The organism is Undibacterium sp. Tian12W, assembly GCF_049339405.1.
Classification (GTDB): domain Bacteria; phylum Pseudomonadota; class Gammaproteobacteria; order Burkholderiales; family Burkholderiaceae_D; genus Undibacterium.
In genome coordinates this window covers 125,678-150,052 of the sequence record NZ_JBMPPK010000017.1, presented here as the reverse complement: position 1 = coordinate 150,052, position 24,375 = coordinate 125,678, and the positions used below count along the sequence as shown (strand labels likewise).

Here is a 24,375-nt window from a genome sequence, read left to right as displayed (position 1 = left end):
CAGCAAAAGCAAGGGCGTTAGCGCATATAAAGCGCAGCCCCATCCCGGGAGGATATATGCAGGATATTTCAAACTTAAATTCGATTTTTGGCGATGTGCAGGCTTTGCAAAGCAAGCTCAAATCCAGACTTGCTGATGCAGAACAGAGTGCCGACAAGTTCAAGGCGGCATTGCAGGCAGCAGTCAAACCAGAAACCAGGGCAGATCTGGTCAGCGCTATCAAGGAGAAAGCCGCTGACCTTGGCGCAGATACCAAGACCACAGACCTGGCTGCGCAGATACAGGCCACACTGACAGCTTTGCGTGAGCAATTGCAGCCGCCGCCTGCAGTACCTCCTTCGACGGCAAGCACGGTGGCAGCAGTCACTGGCACGCCAGCAAGTTCAACAGCAGTAACCAGCGTCAGCGATACAACTGCCAGCAGTAAAACCACGGTTGCCGCAAGTAAACCTGCTGCCACGCCGCCAGCCGCACCCGCCACGACCATTGCCGCAGTCAACCCTACCCATGCCGCTTACAGGGTGTATGACCCGGCCAATCCATCCGCTTTTGTCTCGCCATCCAATCCCGGTGGTGGCCCCAATCTGCTGGCGGCAGACCTGGTCTTCAATACTGACCCAAGGCCGGATTCCGTGAACTCCATCAAGCGCCCGACAGCAGAGCAAGGTTCGGCTGAATGGGGTGATCAGTTGAAAAACTATGAAGTCGCTTATGAAAAATTAAGCAAAGAGAATAATGACTGGAACCAGAAAAACATGAAAATGCGTAACCAGACACTCGCAGCTTCGCCTTATGCGGCATTTGTCACAACCACTGGCGCGGTTAATCTGGCAGCACAAACCGATCCTTTTTATCAGGCTATGCTGGCTGACCCGACCAGGGCACCAGCCTAGTTTTACTGAAGTTCTAAAATCACTGGAACCCGTCAGCTAATCTGGCGGGTTTTTGCTTTGTGCTTGCACAAAACTACCTGAAAAAATAATTTTCAAATTGCTGGAATAAAGACTGGTCAGCTTACGTATATCCCTGTGTAAGCAGTTTGCGCGTCAAATGCTGCTGACATTCGTTTAGCCACCTATACTTCATTTACATTTTCAGGAGCCTTTTGATGAAAACCAGACAAATTTGCCTTGCCCTGCTGACTAGCGCCACATTCATCGCCGGGTTTGCCCAAGCCCAGTCCGCACCCAAGGTCGCAGATGGCATACTCGTCAGTGATACCGGCATGACTTTATACAGCTTTGACAAGGATGTTGCTGGTAGTGGTAAAAGCACTTGCAACGGCCCTTGCGCAACAAACTGGCCGCCAGTTGCCGTACCCGTCAAGCTGCCATCTGGCAAATATTCTGTCGTCACCCGCGATGATGGCAGCACTCAACTGGCGTATGAGGGCAAGCCGCTGTACCTGTATGCGGCCGATAAAAAAGCCGGTGAGCGTGCTGGCGACAATTTTAAAAATGTCTGGCATCTGGTCAAGGAATAAAGCGTGTCGTGCGATAAGCTTCAAGCACTTAATGTCTGACAAATGAGTCAGTCAGATAGCCGCAGCCAGTTACTGGCCTGCATCCCCCGCCTGCGCCGCTATGCGCGTGCGTTGGTGGGTGACAGGGCGGGCGCGGATGATCTGGTGCAAGACACCATGGAACGCGGCTGGCTGAAGCTGGGCTCGTTCCTGCCGGATGGTGATATGCGCGCCTGGTTATTCAGCATCATGCACAATCTGCGGTTGGATCAATTGCGCAAGCCATCGCTGACTACAGTAGAGCTCGATGATGAAGACGCATCCTTGCCTGCGCAAGCCGCGAGCCAGAACCATGGTCTGGAATTGCGCGATCTGCAGGCAGCATTGCTGCAATTGCCACTGGAGCAGCGCGAAGTATTATTACTGGTCGTGCTGGAAGAAATGCGGTATGAAGATATTGCCCTGACTTTGAATATCCCTTTGGGAACCGTGATGTCGCGGCTGTCGCGTGGCCGTGAAAAACTGCGTACCATTATGGAAATGCGCCCCACCAGTACAGTCTTGAAAGTCGTCAAGTGAACAAGGCCAGAACATGAAACACGAGCCCGTCAGCGAAGCAGACTTGCATGCCTATGTCGATGGCCAGTTGCCTGCTGCCCGCCTGGCAGAGGTAGAAAACTATCTGCAGGCGAACCCGGCTGAGCAGGAAAAAGTGTGCGCCTGGCGCAAACAGAATGCTGGCCTGCATGCCTTGTTTGATCCTGTTGTTGATGAACCTGTGCCTGCCCGTCTCAGTTCAATACTGAGACCAGCTACTGCCGCGGCCAATCAGGCTGTCTGGGGCTGGCGTCATCTGGCTGCCGGTATAGGGATTGCCTTCGTCAGCGCCAGTAGTGGCTGGTGGTTGCATGCACGCAGTGATGCCAGCGTGGTACTGAGACAGGCTGAGATGCAAAAAATTGGTGTCCATGGCGCCGCAGGCTTTGCCCATCAGGCTGCGGTGGCGCATCTCGTATATAGTCCTGACGTGCGTCGCCCGGTAGAAGTGGGGGCAGAGCAGGAAGAACAACTGGTTGCCTGGCTGTCTAAACGCATGGGAAGTCCCATGCGTGCGCCCAAGCTGGGTAAGTTATCGTATGAGCTGGTTGGGGGCCGCCTTTTGCCGGGCGGCACTGGCCCTGTCGCCCAGTTCATGTATCAGGATGCGACCGGCCAGCGTCTGACTCTGTACGTCAGCAATGATCAGGTGCAAAACAAGGATACCGGTTTCAAATTCCTGCAAGATGGCAAGGTCAATGTGTTTTACTGGGTCGATGGCAAGTTTGGCTATGCCTTGTCGGGCAGTATCAGCAAAGCAGAACTCGCGCGTATTTCCAATGCCGTGTATGAGCAGCTGGAAAAACCTTCCTGACCAGTTTTGCACGTAAGAGATTTGTCACGCTAAGTAAATTCAGGTGACAGGCTTGCCGAAAATATCTATTCTTTCCTCCTTCTATGCCAAAGCGGTCTTTGATGACGGAGCTTGGTAAAATTCAGCAAGACAGGTAGCAATGATGCTGCCTGCCAAGGATGGGATATTTGCATGCGTAAATGGACATTGACAGGATTATCGGCAAGCTTGTTTTCAGGCGTATTGTCCGGCTTGTTATTGAGTAGCGCCGTATTCTTGCCTGTGGCAAGTGCCCAGGCAGCATCAGCAATTCCAAGCTATACCTACGAAGTGGTACATGCCTACCCGCATGATCCAAATGCCTTCACCCAGGGTTTGTTTATCAAGGATGGCTTCCTGTTTGAAAGCACGGGTTTGCAAGGCCGCTCTACCGTACGCAAGGTCAGGCTGGAAACCGGTGAAGTCCTGCAAAAAATGGATTTGCCCAGACAGATTTTTGGTGAGGGCATCACCTGGTGGGACAAACGCATTATAGGCATCACCTGGACTACCCAGGCGGGCTATGTACTTGATCTCGACACTTTCGCCTTTCAAAAAGAATTTACCTACAAAGGCGAGGGCTGGGGTCTTGCCCGCAATGATAAAGAAATCATCATGAGCGACGGCACCTCAGAATTGCGTTTCCTCGACCCACTCACTTTGCGCGAGACCCACCGCATCAAGGTCACAGCAGATGGCAAGGCAATAGATCAGTTGAATGAACTTGAATGGGTAAAGGGCGAGATTTTCGCGAACATCTGGCAAACCGATAACATCGCCCGTATTGACCCCAAGACCGGCAAGGTCATAGGCTGGATCAATTTGAACGGCTTGCTCTCCATGGGCGACCGCATTATGGGTAACCCGGATGTCCTGAACGGTATCGCCTATGATGCCGCCAAGGACAGGCTGTTTGTGACCGGTAAATTGTGGCCCAAATTATTTGAAATCCGTTTGATCAAGCGCTAGACCTGATTATCATGATAATGATGAAAAAAATCCTGCATTGCCTGTTGAGCGGCAGTTTGTTGCTGGCCATGTCTTCATCTTCCAGCCTGGCGGCAGAGTCAACACTGGAAAGCCAACTGATAAATGCCCTCAAAATCAAACAAAATACTGAGCTAAGGCAGGCCAAATCCAGGCCTGTGATACAGGCTTATCAGCAAGCAGGCATACTGAGCAAGAAACCTGACCAGCGTGCTGATTACGTCGATTTTTACCTCTTGCGCAAACCAGCCAGCTTCATGGGCCATACGCTGGTTGTGTTGGAAGAAGAGTATATGGACACCTATGTAGGTTGCTGCGTGAGCCCCGGGCTTGGCCTGGTGCTGCAAGTAGAAGCTGATACGCGCCCACTGCAGGATTTTGCCGAAAAAAATGCCTGTACCTTCAAACCACATGCCGATGTGTTCGATACCCTGAAAACCTATGGCATCAGACATAAGTTACCCAAAGCCGATTATGCTTCACTCAGTTGCCGTGAGCGGGATGCGCAAAAATAAATGTGGGCAGACTAGTCTGCATAGTTATTGATCGCTTGTATATGATTGCCTTTTTGTATATAAAGTAAGTCTCGCTGGCCCCGTCGTTTCCATCCTGAAAGGAAAGCGTCATGTCTGAGTCTTACCGTACCCCGTCTGATATCCATCCCAGCCTGATTTATGATGATGCGCCTGCTGCCATAGACTGGCTGGTCAAGGCCTTTGGCTTTACCTCCCGCTTTGTCGTGCCTGGTGAGGGCAATCGGGTAGAGCATTCAGAATTGAGCCTGGGCACAGGCGTCATCATGGTGGCTTCGCCCAAGGCTGAGACACATCATGTCAGCCCCAAATCCTTGACCGGTATTTCGCAGGCGCTCAGCGTCTATGTGGATGATCCGGATGCCCATCATGCGCGGGCAATTGCCGCCGGTGCCAAGCTGGTGCGGCCACTGCAAACCGAGGATTATGGTGCCAGGGGTTACATGGTGCTCGATCCTGAAGGACATCTCTGGTATTTCGGCAATTACCGGCCCGGTGAATACTGGCAGGATGCGAAAGACTGAACTGAACATCACCACTCATTGAACACTGATTGAACAATAAGGGAGTGTATTCATGCATAAAGGCAGCTGCCATTGCGGCAAAATCGCATTTGAAGTAGAGGGTGAAATAGACAGCGGGCTCGCCTGTAATTGTTCCATCTGCCAGCGCAAGGGTTCGCTGCTGTGGTTTGTGCCGTTTGCTAATCTGCATCTGCTGACGCCGGAAGAGGCCGCCAGTACCTACATCTTCAACAAGCATGTGATATTGCATAAATTTTGCCCCACTTGCGGCATGCACCCTTATGCTGAAGGGGTAGACCCCAAAGGCAACAAGGTTGCTGCTATCAATCTGCGCTGCCTGGAAGATATAGACCTGGCAGCTATACCCGTGCATCACTATGATGGCCGGGCTTTATAAAAAAGGATGAGGATGTTCAAAAAATATTTGAGCATGGTCAGTATATTGCTGGCCATTGTCAGTCTGGGTTTATTGCCTGCACATGCAGCAGATTCCACAGATCCAAAGCACGCTGCTCTGGTCGCGCAATTGACGAAATTGTCTGACGACTGGGATGCCGCTATCGTCCGCAAGGATAAGGCAGCGATAGAAGCCAATATGGCGGAAGACTTTCGCCAGATAGACGGCGATGGCGATCTTGAAACCAAGACCAGTTTTGTCAATGGTCTGGTATCAGACAAGCTGACAATAGATCCCTATAAGGTAGAAGATTTTGAGATACGCCTGTACGGTAATGTCGCACTGCTCAGTGGCCGCACCAAGATGACTGGCGGCTATGAAGGCAAGCCTTTCAAATCACATTACCGCTATATTGATATCTATGCACAGCGCGATGGCAAGTGGCAGATCGTCAGCGTGCAGATCAGTAGAATACCCCAGCAATAAAAATATCGCCCCTGCGTACCTGTCAGAGCGTGGGCGGGGGCGACATTTCTTGACGCTTATTTGATGACGAAGCGCAAGATTCCATCATCCCCAGTTTCCCTGCGCAAGACACCGTCATACCAGAGCTTGTGCAAATGAGCCAGCGCTTCGCCTATGGCGAAAGTCAGCTGATGAGAATCGAGCGGGCGACGGAACATGATGGGGACGATGTCCATCGCTGATTGTGGAATGGCACAGGCGAGCTTCACTTCTTCCAGCCGCTCGGCATGATGGTCTTGCAATTGCTGCACGCGGGTATGCAAGCCCTTGAAGGGTTTGCCATGTGAAGGCAGGATCAGCACATCTTCTGGCAGCGGCAGATATTTTTGCAGTGAATCCGTATACTGCTGTACAGGATTGGCTTCCGGCTCTATCGCAAACACCGAGACATTGGTGGAAATGCGCGGCAACAGCATATCCCCAGAAATCAGGATATTCAGCTCTGCGCAATATAGCGAAGCATGCTCGGGGGAATGCCCAAATCCAACGATGACTTGCCAGCGACGTTGCTTGATGATGACATCCAGGCCTTCTTGCATGCGGTGGTAGGCTGTTGGTACAGTCGGCACCAGTCTGGTGTAATGGGTTTTTCTTTCCTGTATCTGTTCCTGCATGCCGCTATCAACCAGGCCATGCTTGCGAAAGTGCGGGAACATGGCCGTGCCGTCCGCACCCGGCAAACTGGCCGACATCATGCGGGCAAAGGCATATTCACCTGCGGTCATCCACAGTTGCACATTCCAGCGGCTGCACAGCCAGTCAGCTAGGCCTATGTGGTCGGGGTGGCAGTGGGTGGCAAGGACGCGGATGATGGGCAGGCCGCGCAAATGGTTGTTCAGGTCGCCGAACAAGATCTCCCAGGCGTCACGAGTGGCGTCGCTGGCGATGCCGCAATCGACTACCGTCCAGCCACGCACCTTGCCCTGGCTGGTTTCCAGCTCATCTTCCAGCAGCCACAGATTGATATGGTTCAGCGCAAAGGGCAGACCCATGCGTATCCATAGCACGCCTGGGGCTATTTCCATGGTCTTGCCGGTGTCGGGCAAGGTTTCGCCAAAAGGGTAGTGGAGTTGTTGTTCCAGTAAGTTCATGGTCGTCTCTGTTGTTATTGTGGTGGCCAGGGCGTGTTGCCATCTACTGCCTGTTTTCTCATTATGGATGACTCCAGAAGCACTGGAATAGCCTACAATGCGATTTAAAACTATTTGACGTTAACGTCAACTGCATCAAGTGCAGATTGTAATCAGAAAACTGTTTCTGTGTTTTTTCACCAGATTGACCATGGCCACCTATACCATTACCGAACTTGCTCGCGAATTTGATATTACCCCGAGGGCGATACGATTCTATGAAGACCAGGGTTTGCTGAGCCCCACGCGTGAAGGGCCGGGCGGCCGCAACCGTGTTTATACAACGCGGGAACGCACCCATCTGAAGCTGACCCTGCGCGGCAAGCGTCTGGGCCTGAGTCTGTCGGACATCAAAAGCCTGGTCGATATGTACCGTTCTCCCAAGGATACCGAAGTACAGTTGCAAAGCTTCCTGGTGGTGCTGGCAAGGCACAGGGCGGCGCTGGAGCAACAGCGCGAAGACATAGAAATCATGCTGGCAGAAATTAGTGCGCATGAAGAAAAGAGTCGCAGCTTGTTGGGTCAACTTGATCATGCAGAAAAATAAGTCCTGCTTAATAAGATTGATAAGACTAATAAGAATGTCATGGCTTGGATGAACAGTTTGATAATGTTCATGCCTGGCTTGCAGTCGAAAAGCATCAAATGATTGAATTGACGTTTACGTAAACGTCAATTAGACGTATTATTTTTGCCTGAGATGGTTTTTCCTTGGTTATTGGGGGTTTTATGAGCAATCAGGCAACGCAGCAAAGCGCAGCGACACTGGATCACAAGCTAGCCCTGAGCTTGCTGGAAAGCTTCAATGCCCAGGGCGCTTTGCTGGCCTGGAATGCCCGTTTGACCAGCATGAGCCCCGGTGCATGTGAAATCAGCCTGCCCTTCAGTGAGGTAGTCAGCCAGCAGCATGGCTATTTCCATGGTGGTGTGATTGGTACGATAGCCGATGCGGCAGGCGGTTATGCCGCGAATACGCAATTGATGCCGGTGAGTGAGTGCTTAACTGCAGAATACAAGATTAATATCGTCGCACCCGGCAAGGGCGATACCTTGATCGCCCGGGGCAAGGTCTTGAAGGCAGGTAAAACCCTGGTGGTATCCAGCGCAGAGGTATTTGTCGTGCATGAAGGCCAGGAAAAACTCTGTGCCATCATGCAACAGACTTTGTTTGTGATACCCAAGGCAGAACCGAAGATTTAATCCAGCCACTGTTTTTTAAACAGTGATTGTAAGCAGTACTATGGTTGGCAAGCTTGATCATAAGTCAACATAAGCCAGCGAATTTTAATTTTATAAAAGTGTGAGGACGACATGCTGCATTTACCAGGTTTGACTTTTGATCACGGCGAGGACATCGCCGCTTTGCGCGAAGCCGTGCAGCAATTTGCCCAGGCAGAAATCGCCCCGCGTGCCGCCGAGATAGACCGTAGTGACCAGTTCCCCATGGATTTGTGGCGCAAGATGGGTGATCTGGGCATCCTGGGTGTGACCGTCAGCGAAGAATACGGTGGTGCCAATATGGGTTATCTGGCCCATATCATTGCCATGGAAGAAATTTCCCGCGCTTCAGCCTCTGTTGGCCTGTCGTATGGTGCCCACTCCAACCTGTGCGTGAACCAGATCAAGCGCAACGGTACAGAAGAACAAAAAGCCAAATACCTGCCAAAACTCATCAGCGGCGAACACATAGGCGCACTCGCCATGTCCGAGCCAAACGCCGGTTCCGACGTGGTCAGCATGAAGCTGCGCGCCGACTGGAAGGGTGATCGCTGGGTCTTGAACGGCACCAAGATGTGGATCACCAATGGCCCGGATGCCGACACGCTGGTCGTGTATGCCAAGAATGACCTGGAAGCTGGCCCACGCGGCATGACGGCATTCCTCATAGAAAAAGGTTTCAAAGGTTTTAGCATTGCGCAAAAGCTTGACAAACTCGGCATGCGCGGCTCGCACACAGGTGAACTGGTATTCGAGGATTGCGAAGTCCCGGCAGAAAACGTGCTCGGCGGCCTGGGTAAAGGTGTGAACGTATTGATGTCCGGCCTGGACTTTGAGCGTACTGTCTTGTCTGGCGGCCCTCTGGGCATCATGCAAGCATGTATGGATGCGGTAGTTCCTTATGTGCATGACCGCAAGCAATTTGGCCAGCCTATTGGCGAGTTCCAATTGATGCAGGGCAAGCTGGCGGATATGTATTCCACCATGATGGCTTGCAAGGCCTATGTGTATGCTGTTGGCCAGGCCTGTGACCGCGCCAAGACACCAGAAGCAGTACGCGCCCTGCGCAAGGATGCTGCCGGTGCGATTTTGTATTCTGCAGAAAAAGCCACATGGATGGCGGGTGAAGCCATCCAGACCCTGGGTGGCAATGGTTATATCAATGAATATCCGGTAGGCCGCCTGTGGCGCGATGCCAAGCTGTATGAGATAGGCGCTGGCACCAGCGAAATCCGCCGCATGCTGATAGGCCGTGAATTGTTTGCAGAAACCAAATAACAGGGATTGTTGTAAACTGAGTCTATTTGACCATGACACATTTGCATATCACTACACCGCTGCTGGAACACCGTTCTCTTTCAGCCAGCCTGGACAAACAAGTCTGGCTGAAGATGGAAAACAACCAGCCTTCCGGTTCTTTCAAGTTGCGTGGCATAGGCCTGATGTGCCAGCGTGCGGCAGAGCAGGGGGCAAAACACTTTGTCTGTCCTTCTGGCGGCAATGCCGGTTTTGCTGCCGCTGTTGCTGGTGTCGCTCTGGGTTTGCAAACCACGATCGTCGTGCCGCAAACCACGCATGAAAGTGTGCGTGCGGCAATACGGGCAATTGGTGCGACAGTCATTGTCTCGGGCAGCGTCTGGGATGAAGCCAATCAGGAAGCTCTGCGCCTGTGCGAGCAGCCGGGTGCCGTATATATCCCACCGTTTGACCATGCTGATATCTGGGATGGCAACGCTACAACGATAGATGAAGTCGCGGGCAAGCTCGACTTTGACGTCGTCATCTGTTCAGTCGGCGGCGGTGGTCTGCTCAGTGGCATCGCCCTGGGGCTGGAGCGCAACGGCCTCGGCCATATCCCCATCATCGCGTCTGAGACCGAAGGTGCCGCTTCCCTGCACGCAGCCGTGCAGGCTGGTGAACTGGTGACTTTGCCAGCGATTACCTCGATTGCCAGCACCCTCGGCGCGAGACGTGTTGCACAACAGGCGTTTGACTGGACGCGCAAGCGCGCTATTCATACGGTCACCGTTAGCGATGCCCAGGCTGTACAGGCTTGCCTGGCTTTTGCCGACGATATGCGTACTCTGGTGGAACCGGCCTGCGGCGCAGCTTTGGCCGTTGCTTATCAGAACTTGCCGGTATTGGCTGAGTATAAAAAACCACTGATCGTAGTTTGTGGTGGCATCGCCGTGGATTTGGCTAAACTACAGGCTTGGAAAAACCAGTTCCACTTGACCTGATCACCGACCATGCCCCACACCCATTTCCCCAAATTGTTGTCTTCGCAAATTGCCTTCGATATCGCCAGGACGATACTTGATGGCTTTGACAGGCATTACCATTTGTTCAGGGCCAGTAGCCAAAGGGCAAAGCAGCAATTTGAAACAGGTGACTGGAAGGCCGCACAAATCGCCGCACGCGAACGCATAGGGTATTACGATACGCGCGTGCGCGAATGTGTGCAGGCACTGGAAGACGAATACGCAGAAGAAGACCTCAGTGATGAAGTCTGGCGCGAAGTCAAACTGCATTACATGGGCATGCTGATTGATCACCTGCGTCCTGAGCTGGCCGAGACTTTTTTCAATACCGTTTGCACCAAACTCTTGCACAGGAATTATTATCACAATGATTTTATCTTCGTGCGCCCGGCAACTTCGACCGAGTATCTTGAAAGCGAAGATACGCCACCGAGTTACCGTGTCTATTATCCGGCCACAGACAGCCTGAACTTCACAATCAAGCGCATCGTCACGAATTTTCAGTTGAACGCAAAATTTGAAGACCTGGACCGCGATGTGGCTTTGGTCGAAGCACGTCTGCGTGAAAATTTTGGCCCCGCCAAGCTGGAGCCAAATCACCAGATACAGGTACTAGCCAGCCTATTCTATCGCAATAAATCTGCCTACATCATAGGCAAGGGCATCAATGGCAATAAGGAATACCCGTTTGTCATTCCTGTCATGCACAAGCGCAAGGGGGAGCTGGTACTCGACACAGTGATCTTTGACACCATGCTGATCACCGTGCTGTTCTCTTTTACCCGTGCCTATTTCATGGTCGATATGGAAGTGCCATCGGCTTATGTGCAATTCATACGCAGCATCTTGCCGAAGAAACCGCGCAGTGAAATCTACACCATGATAGGTCTGCAAAAGCATGGTAAGAATTTGTTTTATCGCGACTTCTTGCACCACCTCAAATATTCATCCGACCGCATAGAAGCCGCACCTGGCATACGCGGCCTGGTGATGCTGGTATTTGCACTGCCGTCTTTTCCGTATGTATTCAAACTCATCAAAGACAGTTTCCCGCCACCCAAGGAAACCACCAAGGCCCTGATCAAGGAAAAATACCTGCTGGTGAAAAACCATGACCGCGTAGGCCGTATGGCAGATACGCTGGAATATTCTGATGTGGCATTCCCGCGAGCCCGTTTTTCAGAAGAGCTGCTGGCCGAGATCAAACAATACGCGCCGTCATTATTGGAAGTGAATGATGATGAAGTCGTCATCAAGCATCTGTACATAGAACGCCGCATGACGCCGCTGAATATCTGGCTGACCGAAGCCGAGCGCGGTGGTGATATGGCGGCCATGGAACACGGCCTGAAAGAATATGGCAGCGCCATCAAGGACCTGGTGGCAGCGAACATCTTCCCCGGTGACATGCTGTATAAAAACTTTGGTGTCACCCGTCATGGCCGTGTTGTGTTTTATGACTATGATGAAATCGAATACATCACCGACTGCAATTTCCGCAAGATACCTTTGCCGCGCAATGAAGAAGACGAGATGTCTGCCGAGCCCTGGTATCCGATTGCCAAAAATGATGTCTTCCCCGAGCAGTTTGGTACTTTCTTGCTGGGGAATAAAAACGTCAAAGAATATTTTATGAAGCACCACGCTGACTTGCTGACCGCCGAATACTGGCAGGCCCGTAAGAAGCGCATAGTCGATGGCAAGGTAGATGATGTGTTTCCGTATCCGCAGGAAATCCGTTTTTGCAATCAGACCAGTACAACAAATTAAGGCTGTGCATGTTTGTTGACATGCCTCCCGTCATTAGCCAGGCAGCATTGTTGCCTATATTAATTGGAGAGTAAGATGAGTGATCCTATCGTAATCGTTGGTGCAGCCCGTACCCCCATGGGTGCTTTTCAGGGCGATTTTTCTTCCCTGACAGCCAGTCAGCTTGGTGCAGTTGCCATCAAGGCCGCCGTTGAACGCGCAGGTGTCAAGCCAGAGCTGGTAGAAGAAGTCTTGTTCGGTAACTGCCTGATGGCAGGCCAGGGCCAGGCCCCGGCACGCCAGGCTTTGCTGGCTGCGGGTTTGCCAGTATCCACCGGTGCCGTGACCTTGTCCAAGATGTGTGGCTCAGCCATGAAAGCCACCATGATGGCTTTTGATTCCATCAATGCAGGCAGTAATGAAGTCATCGTTTCCGGTGGTATGGAATCCATGACCAATGCTCCTTACCTGATCCCCAAGGCACGCGGCGGTTACCGCATCGGTCACGGCATCATGTATGACCATATGATGCTCGATGGTCTCGAAGATGCCTATGACAAGGGCCGCTCCATGGGTACATTTGCTGAAGACTGTTCAGCAAAATACAATTTCAGTCGCGAAGAGCAGGATGCATTTGCGATTGCCTCCGTCAAGCGTGCACAAGCTGCAACTGCCGATGGTTCTTTCGCGTGGGAAATTGCGCCGGTGACAGTATCTGGCCGCGGTGGTGATGTCGTCATCGACAAGGATGAAGGACCGCTGAAAGCCAAGCTCGACAAAATCCCGACGCTGAAACCAGCCTTCAAAAAAGACGGCACGATCACTGCTGCTTCTTCTTCGTCCATCAACGACGGCGCTGCAGCACTGGTCCTGATGCGTGAATCCAAAGCCAAAGAACTCGGCCTGACACCGATCGCAAAAATCCTCGGCCACGCCAGCAATGCGCAGGAACCAGGCTGGTTCACGACAGCGCCGGTTGGTGCAATCCAGAAGCTATATAAAAAACTGGGTTGGACAACGGACGATGTTGACCTGTTTGAAATCAACGAAGCTTTCGCCACCGTGCCTATGGCAGCCATGAAAGAACTGGGCATTCCGCATGACAAAATCAATGTGCATGGCGGTGCCTGTGCTTTGGGCCATCCTATCGGTGCATCCGGTGCGCGTATCATTATTACGCTGATGGGTGCTTTGAAGAAACAGGGTAAGAAACGTGGTGTGGCTTCGCTTTGTATAGGTGGTGGTGAGGGTACGGCTCTGGCGATTGAAATGATCTAAGCGAAATTAATTTCGTTCGAATTCCCTCCCCTTCAAGGGGAGGGTTAGGGTGGGGATGGGGTTCGGTTGATTGACCACAAACTAATTGCGTTAGAAACCCGTCCCCATCCCAGCCTGTCCACCGCGCAGCTTGCAAGCTGCTTGGAAATTTGTGGTGCAAAGCATGCTTTGCGAATTCCCACAAATCTCCCCTTGAAGGGGAGGCGATTTAAAAATTTTTATTCATTGGGAAAATATGCCAGTCGCTTTAATCATCGGTGCATCACGCGGTATAGGCCACGAACTGGCCATGCAATACAAGGCGGCAGGCTGGCGTGTTATCGCCACTGCACGCAAGGAAGAAGATCTGGCAGCTTTGCAGTCAGCAGGCTGTGTAGCATTGCTACTGGATGTGACTAATCTCAATGATTGCACTGGATTGAGCGGGCATCTTGACGATGAAAAAATCGATGTGGCTATCCTGAACGCTGGCGTGTTCGGTCCAAGAACCGAAGGACTGACAGCACCGGATCAGCAACAGTTTGATACTGTCATGCATACCAACTTGTTGTCGGCGATGAGGATATTACCCATTGTGCTGCCGCTGGTAGAAAACGCCAGTGGCAAGCTGGCTGTAATTTCTTCCAGCATGGCATCGATAGGTGAACGCAGTAATCCGGCGGGCTGGTTATACCGCGCCAGCAAGACGGCATTGAATTCAGTATTGAAAGACGTTTCGCTGAGTACCAGCAAGGCCATCTGTGTTGCGATGGACCCGGGCTGGGTAAAAACCGACATGGGTGGTGATGCAGCAGAAATCACCGTCGATGTCAGCGTGGCTGGCATACGCCAGACCCTGGCTGCCTTGAAGCCGGCTGACAATGGCAAATATTTGCAATATACAGGCGCAGAACACGGCTGGTAAATCCGTCGCAAGTACAGCACTAACAAAATAGAAAACAGAACCATCATGCTACTGACACCAGAACACGAAATGATACGCGACGCCGTACGCGCCTTTGCCCAGGACCGCCTGGTGCCCAATGCCGCCCGCTGGGATAAAGAACATCACTTCCCCGCAGAAGAATTGAAAGAGCTGGCGCAAATGGGTGCCTATGGCGTGGCCGTGCCAGAAGAGTTTGGTGGAGCGGGTATGGATTATCTGTCGCTGGCCCTGGTTCTGGAAGAAATCGCTGCCGGTGATGGCGGCACGTCCACGGTGGTATCTGTCAACAATTGCCCGGTCTGCAGCATCGCCATGATGTACGCCAACGACGCACAAAAAAAACAATGGCTGACACCGCTGGCACAGGGCGAAATGCTCGGTGCCTTTTGCCTGACTGAACCGCATGCGGGCAGCGATGCGTCTGAATTGCGCACGACGGCAAAACGGGATGGCGATCATTACGTCATCAACGGCGTCAAACAATTCATCACCAGCGGCAAATACGCCGATGTGGCCATCGTCATGGCTGTCACCGATAAAGAGGCAGGTAAGAAGGGCATCAGCGCCTTCTGGGTGCCAACCAGTACACCTGGCTATATCGTCGCCAGCCTGGAACAAAAGATGGGCCAGCATTCGTCCGACACTGCACAAATCCTGTTCGAGAATTGCCGCATTCCGGCAGAGAACCTGATCGGTGAAGAAGGCATGGGTTACAAGATCGCCCTGTCTGGACTTGAAGGTGGCCGCATAGGCATAGCCTCACAATCAGTAGGCATGGCGCGTGCCGCATTTGAAGCAGCACTGGCCTATGCCAAGGACAGGACCAGTTTTGGCAAACCTATTTTCGAGCACCAGTCAGTGCAATTCAAACTGGCCGACATGGCGACCCAGATAGAAGCCGCCCGTCAATTGATCTGGCACGCCGCCAGCATGAAAGATGCAGGCAAGCCCTGCCTGAAAGAAGCAGCAATGGCAAAATTGTTTGCCTCAGAAATGGCAGAAAAAGTCTGCTCGGATGCGATACAGATACACGGCGGTTACGGCTACGTCAGCGACTTCCCGGTAGAGCGTATTTATCGCGATGTGCGGGTTTGCCAGATTTATGAAGGTACTTCCGATATACAAAAGATTTTGATCGGACGTGCACTGGCAGGCTGAGTGGCGTCAATTCTTAAAAAGAATAACGGAGACAGCATGAAAAAAGGTTACAAGCAACTGGTCGATGAAGCCAATGCCGAAATCAAAACCTATAGCGTGGCAGAAGCTCAGGCCAAACTCGCAGACAGCAATGTGCAGTTTATTGATGTCCGTGATATCCGCGAACTCGAGCGTGAAGGCATCATCCCTGGTGCCTATCATGCCCCTCGCGGCATGATAGAGTTTTGGGTTGATCCTGATTCACCTTATTTCAAACCTGTCTTCGGCGAGAAAAAAGAATTCATTTTGTTTTGTGCCGCTGGCTGGCGCAGTGCATTGACTACCAAGACCGTGCAAGACATGGGCCTGGAAAATGTTGCGCATATCGATGGCGGTTTTACTGCCTGGAAAGCCGCGGGAGCGCCAGTCGCCAACAAGGAAAGCAAGAAGTAATAATGAGTAGCAAAGCATGCCCGTGTGGCTTGAATAAAAATCTTGAGCAGTGCTGCGGTCCTTACATCAGTGGCGCAGCGGTAGCACCAACGGCAGAAGCGCTGATGCGTTCGCGCTACACCGCTTATACCCTGAATGATGAAGCCTATCTGCGCGCAACCTGGGATGAACGTACTTGTCCCAAAGAACGTATCACGCATGATGACCCAACCAAATGGCTGGGTCTGGAAGTAAAGAAATTCAAGGCTGATGGTGATGCGGCGACGGTGGAATTTGTTGCCCGTTACAAGATAGGCGGCAAGGCACACAGGCTGCATGAACTCAGCCGTTTTGTGCGTTATGAAGGCAAGTGGTTTTACGTGGATGGCAGTTTTCCAGAAAAGTGAAAAAGATAATGACAACTTTAGATTCCAAACTCAATCCCCGCTCTGAAGAATTCAAAGCCAATGCAGCGGCCATGCAAGCCGTGGTGGATGACCTCAAAGAAAAGATCGCCAAAATTGCACTCGGTGGTGGAGATGAAGCACGCAAGAAACATCTGGCCCGTGGCAAACTCTTGCCGCGTGACCGCGTGCAAATGCTGCTCGATGCAGGCACGCCTTTCCTGGAGTTTTCGCAACTCGCTGCCTACGATATGTACAAAGAAAAGAGCGGTGCCGATGCCGCTCCATCTGCCGGTGTCATCACTGGCATAGGCCGCGTGGCCGGGCAGGAATGCATCATCGTCTGTAATGACGCGACAGTCAAAGGTGGCACTTATTATCCCCTGACCGTCAAGAAGCATTTGCGCGCACAAGAGATAGCCGAGCAAAACAATCTGCCCTGTATTTACCTCGTCGATAGCGGTGGTGCAAACCTGCCTAACCAGGACGATGTTTTCCCTGACCGTGATCACTTTGGCCGCATCTTCTACAACCAGGCCAATATGTCGGCCAAGGGCATACCGCAAATTGCGGTGGTCATGGGTTCCTGTACTGCCGGTGGTGCCTATGTGCCAGCAATGAGTGATGAATCCATCATCGTCAAGAACCAGGGCACGATTTTCCTCGGTGGCCCACCACTGGTGAAAGCCGCTACCGGTGAAGTCGTCAGTGCTGAAGACCTCGGTGGTGGTGATGTACACACACGTTTGTCTGGCGTGGTTGATCATCTGGCGCAAAATGATACGCATGCGCTATCATTGGCGCGCACGATTGTTTCGCATCTGAACCGCCAGAAACCACAAACCCTGGTCATGAAAAAAGTTGAAGAACCAAAGTTCCCAGCATCTGAATTGTATGGCGTGATACCGGTCGATACCCGCAAGCCTTTTGATGTGCGTGAAGTCATTGCCCGCATTGTCGATGGCAGCCATTTTGATGAATTCAAGGCGCGCTATGGTACTACCCTGGTCTGTGGTTTTGCCCATATCCATGGCATGCCAGTCGGCATTATTGCCAATAACGGCATCCTGTTTTCTGAATCGGCATTGAAGGGCGCCCACTTCATAGAACTGTGCTGCCAGCGCAAGATACCTCTGGTCTTCCTGCAAAATATCACCGGTTTCATGGTAGGCCGCAAATATGAAAACGAAGGCATCGCCCGTAACGGTGCCAAGATGGTGACTGCAGTAGCGACCGCAAATGTGCCCAAATTCACGGTCATCATCGGTGGCAGTTTTGGTGCAGGCAACTACGGCATGTGTGGCCGCGCTTACTCGCCACGCTTCATGTGGATGTGGCCAAATGCCCGTATCAGCGTCATGGGTGGTGAACAGGCTGCGAGCGTACTGGCGACAGTAAAACGTGACGGCATAGAAGGCAAGGGTGGTAGCTGGTCTGCCGAAGAAGAAGCAGCTTTCAAACAGCCTATCAAAGAGCAATACGAACACCAGGGACATCCTTATTATGCATCGGCCCGCCTGTGGGATGACGGTGTCATTGACCCGGCAGATACCCGCATGGTACTCGGCCTGGGCTTGTCGGCAGCATTGAATGCACCGATACCGGATGTGAAGTTTGGTGTGTTCCGCATGTAAGCCAAGGCAATATTCATGAAAAAAACATATATCCCTTCATTGCTCTTGGTCAGCTTTGCACTGGCACTCAGCGCTTGTGTGGCTACGCCATATGTAGCACCGCAAAATGGCGCTGTGGCTGATCTTGCGGTCAGGATGACAACGGCGAAAGGGGCGGGTGTTAAATTGTATATATACGATGATGCAGAATCTTGCTCAGGCCCAAAAACTATCATCGATGATGCTGCGCATACGAATATAACGGCGACCAAGCTGCCAGCGGGCAAGTTGGTAACATTTGGATATGATGAATTGATAGGCATTAGCTCATGTAAAACTAATTTCAGTTTTTTCCCGATTGCTGATCATGTCTATGTTCTGGATACGCTAACTGGCCGCAGGGCCTGCACTACACGCATAGTCGATGCGACAGACGTGAACAATGTGCTTTCCGTACCAATGATTAACCGGACTGTGAATGGTGCCAAGTGCGCACCTTTGAAAAAATAGGCTAGTGAAAATAGGCTGTGTTAAAGAAGGAAAAGATTGAAAAAAATGGAAACCTTGAATATTGAAATTGCAAATCATCTGGCCACAGTCACGTTGAACCGCCCCGATGTACGCAATGCATTTAATGAAACAACCATAGCCGAGATCACCCGGGTTTTCCGCGATTTGGATACGAATGACAGCATTCGTGCTATTGTGCTGGCCGCGAATGGTCCTGCTTTTTGTGCTGGTGCAGACCTGAACTGGATGAAAAAGATGGCAGACTACACCCATGAGGAAAACCTCGCGGATGCTAGTCAACTGGCAGAAATGCTGCGCACTATCTATAGCTGCAGCAAGCCGGTAGTTGCTAAAGTGCAAGGTGATTGCTATGCCGGTGGCATGGGCCTGGTGGCTGCCTGTGATGTTGCTGTCAGTGTGGATACAGCAAATTTTTGCCTCAGCGAAGTCAAGCTGGGCTTGATACCGGCGACGATCTCGCCGTATGTCATCAAGGCCATGGGTGAAAGCGCGGCACGCCGTTATTTCATCACTGCCGAGCGTTTTACTGCAGCAGAAGCGCATCGCACGGGCTTTATCCATGAAGTGGTAACGGCAGATGCACTGGATGCCAAAGTGGCCGAGATCGTCAAGGCGCTGAGCAGCAACAGCCCGAATGCAGTGAAGCAGGCCAAGCGTCTGGTGCAGGATGTCGCCAGCCGTGAAGTGACGCCAGCGCTCATAGCAGCAACAGTAGAAGGAATAGCGCAAATACGCGCGTCTGAAGAGGGCCGTGAAGGCGTGCGTTCTTTCCTGGAAAAGCGTAAGCCAAACTGGTTAAGTTGAATCTGGCTTGAAGATCAAGCGGATAGCAAGAATAGAGTGGAAAGGAGCTGGCAAAGATGACAAAGCGAAGACTGGTATTGACTGGCCTGGGCGTCTCTTTGCTGGCTGCAGCAGGCGCGGTGACTTATCGCAAGTCCACGGTAGTCATCACTACAATCGCAGATATGCAGGCAAAACTTGCCAGTCTGAAATTGAATAAACTCGCCAACCTATCCGGCTGGCAGCCCTATAAAGTCTTTGTGCATCTGGCGCAAAGCATAGAGTACTCGATGACGGGTTATCCCGAAATGAAACCAGCAGCCTTTCAGAAAACGGCAGGCAGTGCAGCCTTTTATGCTTTTTCAGTCGCCGGTGCGATGACGCATAATCTGACTGAGCCCATACCAGGTGCACCAGCAATTGCCGAGAGTGGCGATGTCAATGCCGGCATCGATATGCTGATTGCGGCATTACAAAAATTTGAAAACCATGCGGGTGACATCAAGCCGCATTTTGCTTATGGCAGTTTGAGCAAGGCAGAGTTTGCTCAGGCTCATGTCATGCATATAGAAAATCATTTGAAGCTCATCAAATCTACGCAATCTGTAGCCTGAACTTGGGATGAACTGAGCTTCAATCGTAACATTTGTCTGGAATAAATTTGAATCAAGAAAATGACTGGGTAACACGCAGCCTGCAGCATGTATGGCATCCGTGTACCCAGATGCAGCATCATGAAACCGTGCCGCTGATCCCCGTCAGCCATGGCCGCGGTGCATGGCTGTTTGATATGGAAGGCAAACGCTATCTTGATGCCATCAGTTCCTGGTGGGTCAATCTGTTTGGTCATGCCAATCCACGCATCAATGCAGAATTGAAAGACCAGCTCGACAAACTGGAACACGCGATGCTGGCCGGTTTTACTCATGCGCCTGTGGTCGAATTATCAGAAAAATTGGCGGCCCTGACTAATCATGCCCTCGGCCATTGCTTCTATGCTTCTGATGGTGCATCGGCAGTCGAGATCGCCCTGAAGATGAGCTTTCATGCCTGGCGCAATGGTGGCCAGACTGAAAAACAAGAGTTTATTTGCATACAGGGTAGCTACCATGGTGAAACCGTGGGGGCACTGGCAGTGACGGATGTCAGCCTGTTCCGCGAAGCCTATGGCCCGATGTTGCAACGTGCACACGTCGTCGCATCACCGGATGCGCGCCTTGCCGAGGCTGGCGAAACTGCTGCCGATGTCGCCCTGCGCGCCGCCGCGGCACTGGAAGCCAAATTGCAGGAACGCGCAGGCAAGATTGCTGCCGTCATCATAGAGCCGCTGGTACAGTGCGCGACTGGCATGGCCATGCATGACCCAGTCTATCTGAAGCGTTTGCGTGAATTGTGCGACCAGTATCAGGTGCATCTGATCGCTGATGAAATTGCCGTAGGCTGTGGCCGTACCGGCACTTTCTTTGCTTGTGAATCTGCAAGCATATGGCCAGACTTTTTATGCCTTTCGAAAGGTATCAGCGGTGGTTATTTACCACTGTCGCTGGTGATGACGACGGACACTGTCTACCAGGCATTTTATGATGCCGATGTAAGGCGCGGCTTTTTGCATTCGCATTCTTATACAGGCAACCCGCTGGCATGCCGCGCAGCGCTGGCGACACTGGCGATATTTGAAGATGACAAGGTCTTGCAAAAGAACCGTGTCAAGGCAGAATTCTTGAACACGGCTTTTGCCGATTTGAAAAATGATGCGCGCGTGCGCCACTTCCGCCAGCAAGGCATGATCCTCGCCTTTGATGCGGTGGTTGATGATGCAGAACGCGCAGCAACATTTTCACGCCGCTTTTTTGCAGCGGCCCTGAAGCAGGAATTATTAATGCGGCCCATAGGCCGCACAGTCTATATGATGCCGCCCTACATCCTTGAGCAGGATGAAATGAGCTTGCTGGCACATAAAACCAGACTGGTATTTGAAGAGGTAATGGCATGAACGATGCTAGTAAAAACAATCCTGGCATAAATAATCCAGGAATAAGAATCGCCACGCAACGAAAATCACTGATACAGGGTTTGCAGCAAGAGCTGGCCGTGCTGGATCAAAAGCATTTATTGCGTCAAAGACGTACAGTAGAAACACCTTCAGCACCAAACATGAAAGTTGATGGCCGTGACTTGCTGGCATTTTGCAGCAATGATTATCTCGGCCTTGCAGCACATCCCAAACTCGCAGAAGCCATGCAGGAAGGTGCCGCGCTGTATGGCGTAGGCAGTGGTGCATCACACCTCATCAGCGGCCACAGCCGCGCCCATGCGGTACTGGAAGAACGTCTGGCCGAGTTTGTCTCACCACATATCGATAATGCCCGCGCCCTGTATTTTTGCACAGGCTATATGGCCAATCTGGCTGTCATCACGGCGCTTGCCATCAATAAAGACACGACAGTATTTTCTGAAGCCCTGAACCATGCTTCCCTCATCGATGGCGCGCGCCTCTCGCGTGCCACCGTGCAGGTATTCCCGCACCGCGATTACACAGCGCTGGAACGCATGCTGCAACAATGCAAGACCAAGCACAGGGTCGTTGTTACCGACAGCGTCTTCAGCATGGATGGCAATATCGCCGAACTGGGTGCACTGCTGGCAATTTGCGAGCGTTATGATGCCTGGCTCATCGTCGATGATGCCCATGGCTTTGGTGTGTTGGGCCAGCATGGCCGTGGTGTGCTCGAACATTTGCAGATCAAGTCGCCGAATCTGGTCTATATGGGTACGCTGGGCAAGGCTGCTGGTGTCGGTGGTGCTTTTGTCGCAGCCGATGCGACCGTGATTGAGTGGCTGGTGCAACGTGCCCGCGCTTACATTTATACGACTGCTGCCGCACCAGCCCTCGCGCATGCACTGCTGACCAGCATAGACATTATTGCAGGTGAAGAAGGCCAGCAAAGACGTGCGCATCTGCAAAAATTGATAGGCCTGTTCAGTGATGGTCTGCATTTGCAAGTCTGGCAGGGCATGCCATCGGATACTGCGATTCAACCTGTGCTCATTGGTGACAACGCCGCCATGCTGAGAGTAGCAGGCAATCTCATGGACCAGGGTTTGTGGGTAGGCGCGATACGCCCACCTACCGTACCTGTCGGTACGGCACGCTTGCGTGTGACCCTGTCCGCTGCGCATACAGAAATCCAGGTCCTGCAACTGGTGCAGGCCATCAACCGTCTGGATCAGATGAGCTATGTGGCCCAGTGTTTTGCCGAGGTGGCCTGATGCAAAAACGGCAGCATGACTTTTTCGTGACGGGCACTGATACCGAGATAGGCAAGACTCTGGTCAGTGCTGCGATGCTGCATGCAATGCAGGCGCAAGGTTTGCAGGCAGTGGGTATGAAGCCGATCGCCGCCGGGGCAGAAATGCGTGACGGTATCTTGCATAATGAAGATGTCGATATGCTGGTTGCCGCTGCCAGTGTCAAGGCAGAACTGGCTCTGGTATGCCCTTACCTGATGCAGACACCGGCAGCACCGCATATCGTGGCTGAGCTGGAACATGTAAAGATAGAACTGCCGCATATCATCGACAGCTATCAACAGTTGCGTGAACAGGCAGATGCCGTGATCGTAGAAGGTGTAGGTGGTTTTTGCGTACCCCTGAATGCGCAAGTGACTACCGCAGACATGGCGCAAGCTGTGGATTTGCCTGTGATACTGGTAGTTGGTATGCGCCTGGGTTGCATCAATCATGCATTGCTGACTGTTGAAGCCATCGCCGCCCGCGGTTTGAGGCTGGCAGGCTGGGTTGCCAATACCGTTGATGCCAACATGCTGTACCCGCAAGAAAATATTGCCGCCCTGCGTGAGCGCATAGCCGCACCCATGCTGGGGCATATTCCCCGTTTGAATGTTCCAGATCATGAGAAGGCAAAAGCTGCTGCCTCGTATCTGGATTTGAGTCAATTGAAGTAAAAGGAAACAAAGATGCAAGCTACTGATACGACTTTGCAAACCATGCAATTCCAGCCACCGGTCAAGAAGATAGAAGCCGAGACCTGGCCCGTGGATGAAGTACTGGCCCTGTTTGATTTGCCCTTCAATGACTTGATGTTCAGGGCGCAAACTGCACACCGCGCCAACTTCCCTGATGGTGATGTGGAGCTGGCGACCCTCTTGTCCATCAAGACTGGTGGCTGCGAAGAAGATTGCGGCTACTGCCCGCAAGCAGCACGTTATGACACTGGCGTAGAAGCCAAGAAATTGCTGGATGTACGCGAAGTGCTGGATGCCGCCAAAGCCGCCCGCGAAAACGGCGCAACCCGTTTTTGCATGGGTGCAGCATGGCGTTCACCTAAAGACCGTGACATGGAAAAGGTAGAAACCATGGTGCGCGAAGTCAAGGCCATGGGCCTGGAAACTTGCGCGACTCTGGGCATGCTCAAGGAAGAACAGGCGCAGCGCCTGAAAGATGCAGGTCTCGACTACTACAACCATAACCTCGATACCGCACCTGAGTTTTACAGCAATGTGATTTCTACCCGCGATTACCAGGACAGGCTTGATACGCTTGGTCATGTACGCAGTGCGGGTCTCAAAGTCTGTTGCGGTGGCATCGTCGGCATGGGTGAGTCACGCCGCCAGCGCGCTGGCCTGATTGCGCAGCTGGCGAACCTGAATCCCTATCCAGAATCGGTGCCTGTCAATCATCTGGTGCAGGTAGAAGGCACGCCTTTGCATGGCCTGGACCCACTTGATCCGCTGGAATTTGTACGCACGATAGCTGTTGCCCGTATCACCATGCCCAAGGCGCGTGTGCGCCTGTCTGCCGGTCGTCGCCAGATGGGTGAGGCGGTACAGGCCATGTGCTTCCTGGCTGGCGCGAATTCGATTTTCTACGGCGATAAATTGCTGACTACGGCTAATCCTGAAGCGCAGGATGATCGCGTACTGCTCGATAAACTGGGCTTGAAGACGCGTGGCAAGGTCGAAGCGAAAGCTGGAAATTGTGGTTGATTAAGAACTTAAGTAAGACCTTAAATCTTTAGCACAGAGCACACAGAGAAA

At 52.2% G+C, this 24,375-nt stretch carries 28 protein-coding genes; 27 read left to right on the top strand and 1 reads right to left on the bottom strand.

What is annotated here, in order from left to right; all coding sequences use genetic code 11:
* The first annotated feature begins 56 nt into the window (after positions 1-56).
* From ACO0LI_RS21495 to ACO0LI_RS21455, 9 genes are all read left to right on the top strand, one after another.
* Positions 57-893 (top strand): hypothetical protein, encoded by an 837-nt coding sequence (locus tag ACO0LI_RS21495; RefSeq protein WP_423035121.1) that lies wholly within the window; start codon positions 57-59, stop codon positions 891-893.
* Positions 894-1,108: 215 nt separating this feature from the next.
* Positions 1,109-1,483 carry a hypothetical protein gene (locus ACO0LI_RS21490; protein ID WP_423035119.1) on the top strand — a complete coding sequence of 125 codons (375 nt, stop codon included), beginning with the start codon at positions 1,109-1,111 and terminating at the stop codon, positions 1,481-1,483.
* A 42-nt stretch (positions 1,484-1,525) separates the two neighbouring features.
* Entirely contained in the window at positions 1,526-2,041 is a 516-nt protein-coding gene (locus ACO0LI_RS21485; protein WP_423035117.1) for a sigma-70 family RNA polymerase sigma factor, read from the top strand.
* A gap of 13 nt (positions 2,042-2,054) precedes the next feature.
* Positions 2,055-2,873, top strand: coding sequence for an anti-sigma factor family protein (locus tag ACO0LI_RS21480; protein WP_423035115.1), 819 nt, complete (start codon positions 2,055-2,057; stop codon positions 2,871-2,873).
* 171 nt (positions 2,874-3,044) lie between these two features.
* Positions 3,045-3,860, top strand: coding sequence for a glutaminyl-peptide cyclotransferase (locus ACO0LI_RS21475; RefSeq protein WP_422952032.1), 816 nt, complete (start codon positions 3,045-3,047; stop codon positions 3,858-3,860).
* 17 nt (positions 3,861-3,877) lie between these two features.
* Complete coding sequence (locus tag ACO0LI_RS21470) at positions 3,878-4,393, top strand: hypothetical protein (RefSeq protein WP_423035113.1); 516 nt, start codon at positions 3,878-3,880, stop codon at positions 4,391-4,393.
* A 110-nt stretch (positions 4,394-4,503) separates the two neighbouring features.
* Positions 4,504-4,935 carry a VOC family protein gene (locus ACO0LI_RS21465; RefSeq protein WP_422952030.1) on the top strand — a complete coding sequence of 144 codons (432 nt, stop codon included), beginning with the start codon at positions 4,504-4,506 and terminating at the stop codon, positions 4,933-4,935.
* A gap of 52 nt (positions 4,936-4,987) precedes the next feature.
* Positions 4,988-5,332, top strand: coding sequence for a GFA family protein (locus ACO0LI_RS21460; protein ID WP_422952029.1), 345 nt, complete (start codon positions 4,988-4,990; stop codon positions 5,330-5,332).
* Positions 5,333-5,344: 12 nt separating this feature from the next.
* On the top strand, positions 5,345-5,818 hold the full coding sequence (locus ACO0LI_RS21455; RefSeq protein WP_423035111.1) for a nuclear transport factor 2 family protein: 474 nt from the start codon (positions 5,345-5,347) through the stop codon (positions 5,816-5,818).
* A gap of 56 nt (positions 5,819-5,874) precedes the next feature.
* Here the strand turns inward: ACO0LI_RS21455 and ACO0LI_RS21450 are convergent, their stop codons facing one another.
* A complete protein-coding gene (locus ACO0LI_RS21450) occupies positions 5,875-6,948 on the bottom strand; it encodes an MBL fold metallo-hydrolase (protein ID WP_423035109.1) in 1,074 nt (357 codons plus the stop codon).
* Positions 6,949-7,138: 190 nt separating this feature from the next.
* Between ACO0LI_RS21450 and ACO0LI_RS21445 the strand changes: the two genes are divergently transcribed.
* The 18 genes from ACO0LI_RS21445 (at position 7,139) to bioB (ending at position 24,324) form a co-directional block, all read left to right on the top strand.
* Entirely contained in the window at positions 7,139-7,534 is a 396-nt protein-coding gene (locus tag ACO0LI_RS21445) for a MerR family transcriptional regulator (protein WP_186955959.1), read from the top strand.
* 182 nt (positions 7,535-7,716) lie between these two features.
* On the top strand, positions 7,717-8,187 hold the full coding sequence (locus ACO0LI_RS21440) for a PaaI family thioesterase (RefSeq protein WP_423035107.1): 471 nt from the start codon (positions 7,717-7,719) through the stop codon (positions 8,185-8,187).
* A gap of 111 nt (positions 8,188-8,298) precedes the next feature.
* Positions 8,299-9,483, top strand: a complete 1,185-nt coding sequence (locus tag ACO0LI_RS21435; RefSeq protein ID WP_186949467.1) for an isovaleryl-CoA dehydrogenase — start codon at positions 8,299-8,301, stop codon at positions 9,481-9,483.
* Positions 9,484-9,515: 32 nt separating this feature from the next.
* Positions 9,516-10,445, top strand: coding sequence for a pyridoxal-phosphate dependent enzyme (locus ACO0LI_RS21430; RefSeq protein WP_423035105.1), 930 nt, complete (start codon positions 9,516-9,518; stop codon positions 10,443-10,445).
* Between the two features lie 9 nt (positions 10,446-10,454).
* Positions 10,455-12,236, top strand: a complete 1,782-nt coding sequence (gene aceK, locus ACO0LI_RS21425) for a bifunctional isocitrate dehydrogenase kinase/phosphatase (RefSeq protein WP_423035103.1) — start codon at positions 10,455-10,457, stop codon at positions 12,234-12,236.
* Between the two features lie 75 nt (positions 12,237-12,311).
* Positions 12,312-13,493, top strand: coding sequence for an acetyl-CoA C-acetyltransferase (locus tag ACO0LI_RS21420; RefSeq protein ID WP_423035101.1), 1,182 nt, complete (start codon positions 12,312-12,314; stop codon positions 13,491-13,493).
* 235 nt (positions 13,494-13,728) lie between these two features.
* Positions 13,729-14,397 (top strand): SDR family oxidoreductase, encoded by a 669-nt coding sequence (locus ACO0LI_RS21415; protein WP_423035099.1) that lies wholly within the window; start codon positions 13,729-13,731, stop codon positions 14,395-14,397.
* Positions 14,398-14,442: 45 nt separating this feature from the next.
* A complete protein-coding gene (locus ACO0LI_RS21410; protein WP_110257515.1) occupies positions 14,443-15,576 on the top strand; it encodes an acyl-CoA dehydrogenase family protein in 1,134 nt (377 codons plus the stop codon).
* Between the two features lie 36 nt (positions 15,577-15,612).
* Positions 15,613-16,008 carry a rhodanese-like domain-containing protein gene (locus ACO0LI_RS21405; protein ID WP_422952019.1) on the top strand — a complete coding sequence of 132 codons (396 nt, stop codon included), beginning with the start codon at positions 15,613-15,615 and terminating at the stop codon, positions 16,006-16,008.
* A gap of 2 nt (positions 16,009-16,010) precedes the next feature.
* Positions 16,011-16,394, top strand: a complete 384-nt coding sequence (locus tag ACO0LI_RS21400; protein ID WP_422952018.1) for a YchJ family protein — start codon at positions 16,011-16,013, stop codon at positions 16,392-16,394.
* Between the two features lie 8 nt (positions 16,395-16,402).
* A complete protein-coding gene (locus ACO0LI_RS21395) occupies positions 16,403-18,025 on the top strand; it encodes a carboxyl transferase domain-containing protein (protein WP_423035096.1) in 1,623 nt (540 codons plus the stop codon).
* Between the two features lie 15 nt (positions 18,026-18,040).
* The gene (locus ACO0LI_RS21390) at positions 18,041-18,514 is read left to right on the top strand and encodes a hypothetical protein (RefSeq protein WP_422952016.1); all 474 of its coding nucleotides are present in this window, start codon (positions 18,041-18,043) and stop codon (positions 18,512-18,514) included.
* 45 nt (positions 18,515-18,559) lie between these two features.
* Positions 18,560-19,339: an enoyl-CoA hydratase/isomerase family protein gene (locus ACO0LI_RS21385; RefSeq protein WP_422952015.1), complete on the top strand. Its 780-nt coding sequence runs from the start codon at positions 18,560-18,562 to the stop codon at positions 19,337-19,339.
* A 56-nt stretch (positions 19,340-19,395) separates the two neighbouring features.
* The gene (locus tag ACO0LI_RS21380; protein ID WP_422952014.1) at positions 19,396-19,932 is read left to right on the top strand and encodes a DUF1569 domain-containing protein; all 537 of its coding nucleotides are present in this window, start codon (positions 19,396-19,398) and stop codon (positions 19,930-19,932) included.
* Positions 19,933-19,973: 41 nt separating this feature from the next.
* Positions 19,974-21,311, top strand: coding sequence for an adenosylmethionine--8-amino-7-oxononanoate transaminase (bioA, locus tag ACO0LI_RS21375; protein WP_423035139.1), 1,338 nt, complete (start codon positions 19,974-19,976; stop codon positions 21,309-21,311).
* Positions 21,308-22,588: an 8-amino-7-oxononanoate synthase gene (gene bioF / locus ACO0LI_RS21370; protein ID WP_423035094.1), complete on the top strand. Its 1,281-nt coding sequence runs from the start codon at positions 21,308-21,310 to the stop codon at positions 22,586-22,588. The genes bioA and bioF overlap by 4 nt, the downstream gene beginning before the upstream one ends.
* Positions 22,588-23,283 carry a dethiobiotin synthase gene (bioD, locus tag ACO0LI_RS21365; protein ID WP_422952012.1) on the top strand — a complete coding sequence of 232 codons (696 nt, stop codon included), beginning with the start codon at positions 22,588-22,590 and terminating at the stop codon, positions 23,281-23,283. Before bioF ends, bioD begins: the two co-directional genes overlap by 1 nt.
* A 12-nt stretch (positions 23,284-23,295) precedes the next feature.
* A complete protein-coding gene (gene bioB / locus ACO0LI_RS21360; RefSeq protein ID WP_422952011.1) occupies positions 23,296-24,324 on the top strand; it encodes a biotin synthase BioB in 1,029 nt (342 codons plus the stop codon).
* Positions 24,325-24,375: the final 51 nt, after the last annotated feature.

Coding starts and splice junctions, on each gene's coding strand:
- bioF (WP_423035094.1), top strand. CDS start 21,308: ATGAACGATGCTAGTAAAAACAATCCTGGCATAAATAATCCAGGAATA.
- ACO0LI_RS21450 (WP_423035109.1), bottom strand. CDS start 6,948: ATGAACTTACTGGAACAACAACTCCACTACCCTTTTGGCGAAACCTTG.
- ACO0LI_RS21455 (WP_423035111.1), top strand. CDS start 5,345: ATGTTCAAAAAATATTTGAGCATGGTCAGTATATTGCTGGCCATTGTC.
- ACO0LI_RS21445 (WP_186955959.1), top strand. CDS start 7,139: ATGGCCACCTATACCATTACCGAACTTGCTCGCGAATTTGATATTACC.
- bioD (WP_422952012.1), top strand. CDS start 22,588: ATGCAAAAACGGCAGCATGACTTTTTCGTGACGGGCACTGATACCGAG.
- ACO0LI_RS21385 (WP_422952015.1), top strand. CDS start 18,560: ATGGAAACCTTGAATATTGAAATTGCAAATCATCTGGCCACAGTCACG.
- ACO0LI_RS21400 (WP_422952018.1), top strand. CDS start 16,011: ATGAGTAGCAAAGCATGCCCGTGTGGCTTGAATAAAAATCTTGAGCAG.
- ACO0LI_RS21495 (WP_423035121.1), top strand. CDS start 57: ATGCAGGATATTTCAAACTTAAATTCGATTTTTGGCGATGTGCAGGCT.
- bioB (WP_422952011.1), top strand. CDS start 23,296: ATGCAAGCTACTGATACGACTTTGCAAACCATGCAATTCCAGCCACCG.
- ACO0LI_RS21415 (WP_423035099.1), top strand. CDS start 13,729: ATGCCAGTCGCTTTAATCATCGGTGCATCACGCGGTATAGGCCACGAA.
- ACO0LI_RS21380 (WP_422952014.1), top strand. CDS start 19,396: ATGACAAAGCGAAGACTGGTATTGACTGGCCTGGGCGTCTCTTTGCTG.
- ACO0LI_RS21410 (WP_110257515.1), top strand. CDS start 14,443: ATGCTACTGACACCAGAACACGAAATGATACGCGACGCCGTACGCGCC.
- ACO0LI_RS21430 (WP_423035105.1), top strand. CDS start 9,516: ATGACACATTTGCATATCACTACACCGCTGCTGGAACACCGTTCTCTT.
- aceK (WP_423035103.1), top strand. CDS start 10,455: ATGCCCCACACCCATTTCCCCAAATTGTTGTCTTCGCAAATTGCCTTC.
- ACO0LI_RS21490 (WP_423035119.1), top strand. CDS start 1,109: ATGAAAACCAGACAAATTTGCCTTGCCCTGCTGACTAGCGCCACATTC.
- ACO0LI_RS21395 (WP_423035096.1), top strand. CDS start 16,403: ATGACAACTTTAGATTCCAAACTCAATCCCCGCTCTGAAGAATTCAAA.
- ACO0LI_RS21460 (WP_422952029.1), top strand. CDS start 4,988: ATGCATAAAGGCAGCTGCCATTGCGGCAAAATCGCATTTGAAGTAGAG.
- ACO0LI_RS21480 (WP_423035115.1), top strand. CDS start 2,055: ATGAAACACGAGCCCGTCAGCGAAGCAGACTTGCATGCCTATGTCGAT.
- ACO0LI_RS21485 (WP_423035117.1), top strand. CDS start 1,526: ATGAGTCAGTCAGATAGCCGCAGCCAGTTACTGGCCTGCATCCCCCGC.
- ACO0LI_RS21475 (WP_422952032.1), top strand. CDS start 3,045: ATGCGTAAATGGACATTGACAGGATTATCGGCAAGCTTGTTTTCAGGC.
- ACO0LI_RS21470 (WP_423035113.1), top strand. CDS start 3,878: ATGATGAAAAAAATCCTGCATTGCCTGTTGAGCGGCAGTTTGTTGCTG.
- ACO0LI_RS21435 (WP_186949467.1), top strand. CDS start 8,299: ATGCTGCATTTACCAGGTTTGACTTTTGATCACGGCGAGGACATCGCC.
- ACO0LI_RS21465 (WP_422952030.1), top strand. CDS start 4,504: ATGTCTGAGTCTTACCGTACCCCGTCTGATATCCATCCCAGCCTGATT.
- ACO0LI_RS21390 (WP_422952016.1), top strand. CDS start 18,041: ATGAAAAAAACATATATCCCTTCATTGCTCTTGGTCAGCTTTGCACTG.
- ACO0LI_RS21405 (WP_422952019.1), top strand. CDS start 15,613: ATGAAAAAAGGTTACAAGCAACTGGTCGATGAAGCCAATGCCGAAATC.
- ACO0LI_RS21440 (WP_423035107.1), top strand. CDS start 7,717: ATGAGCAATCAGGCAACGCAGCAAAGCGCAGCGACACTGGATCACAAG.
- ACO0LI_RS21420 (WP_423035101.1), top strand. CDS start 12,312: ATGAGTGATCCTATCGTAATCGTTGGTGCAGCCCGTACCCCCATGGGT.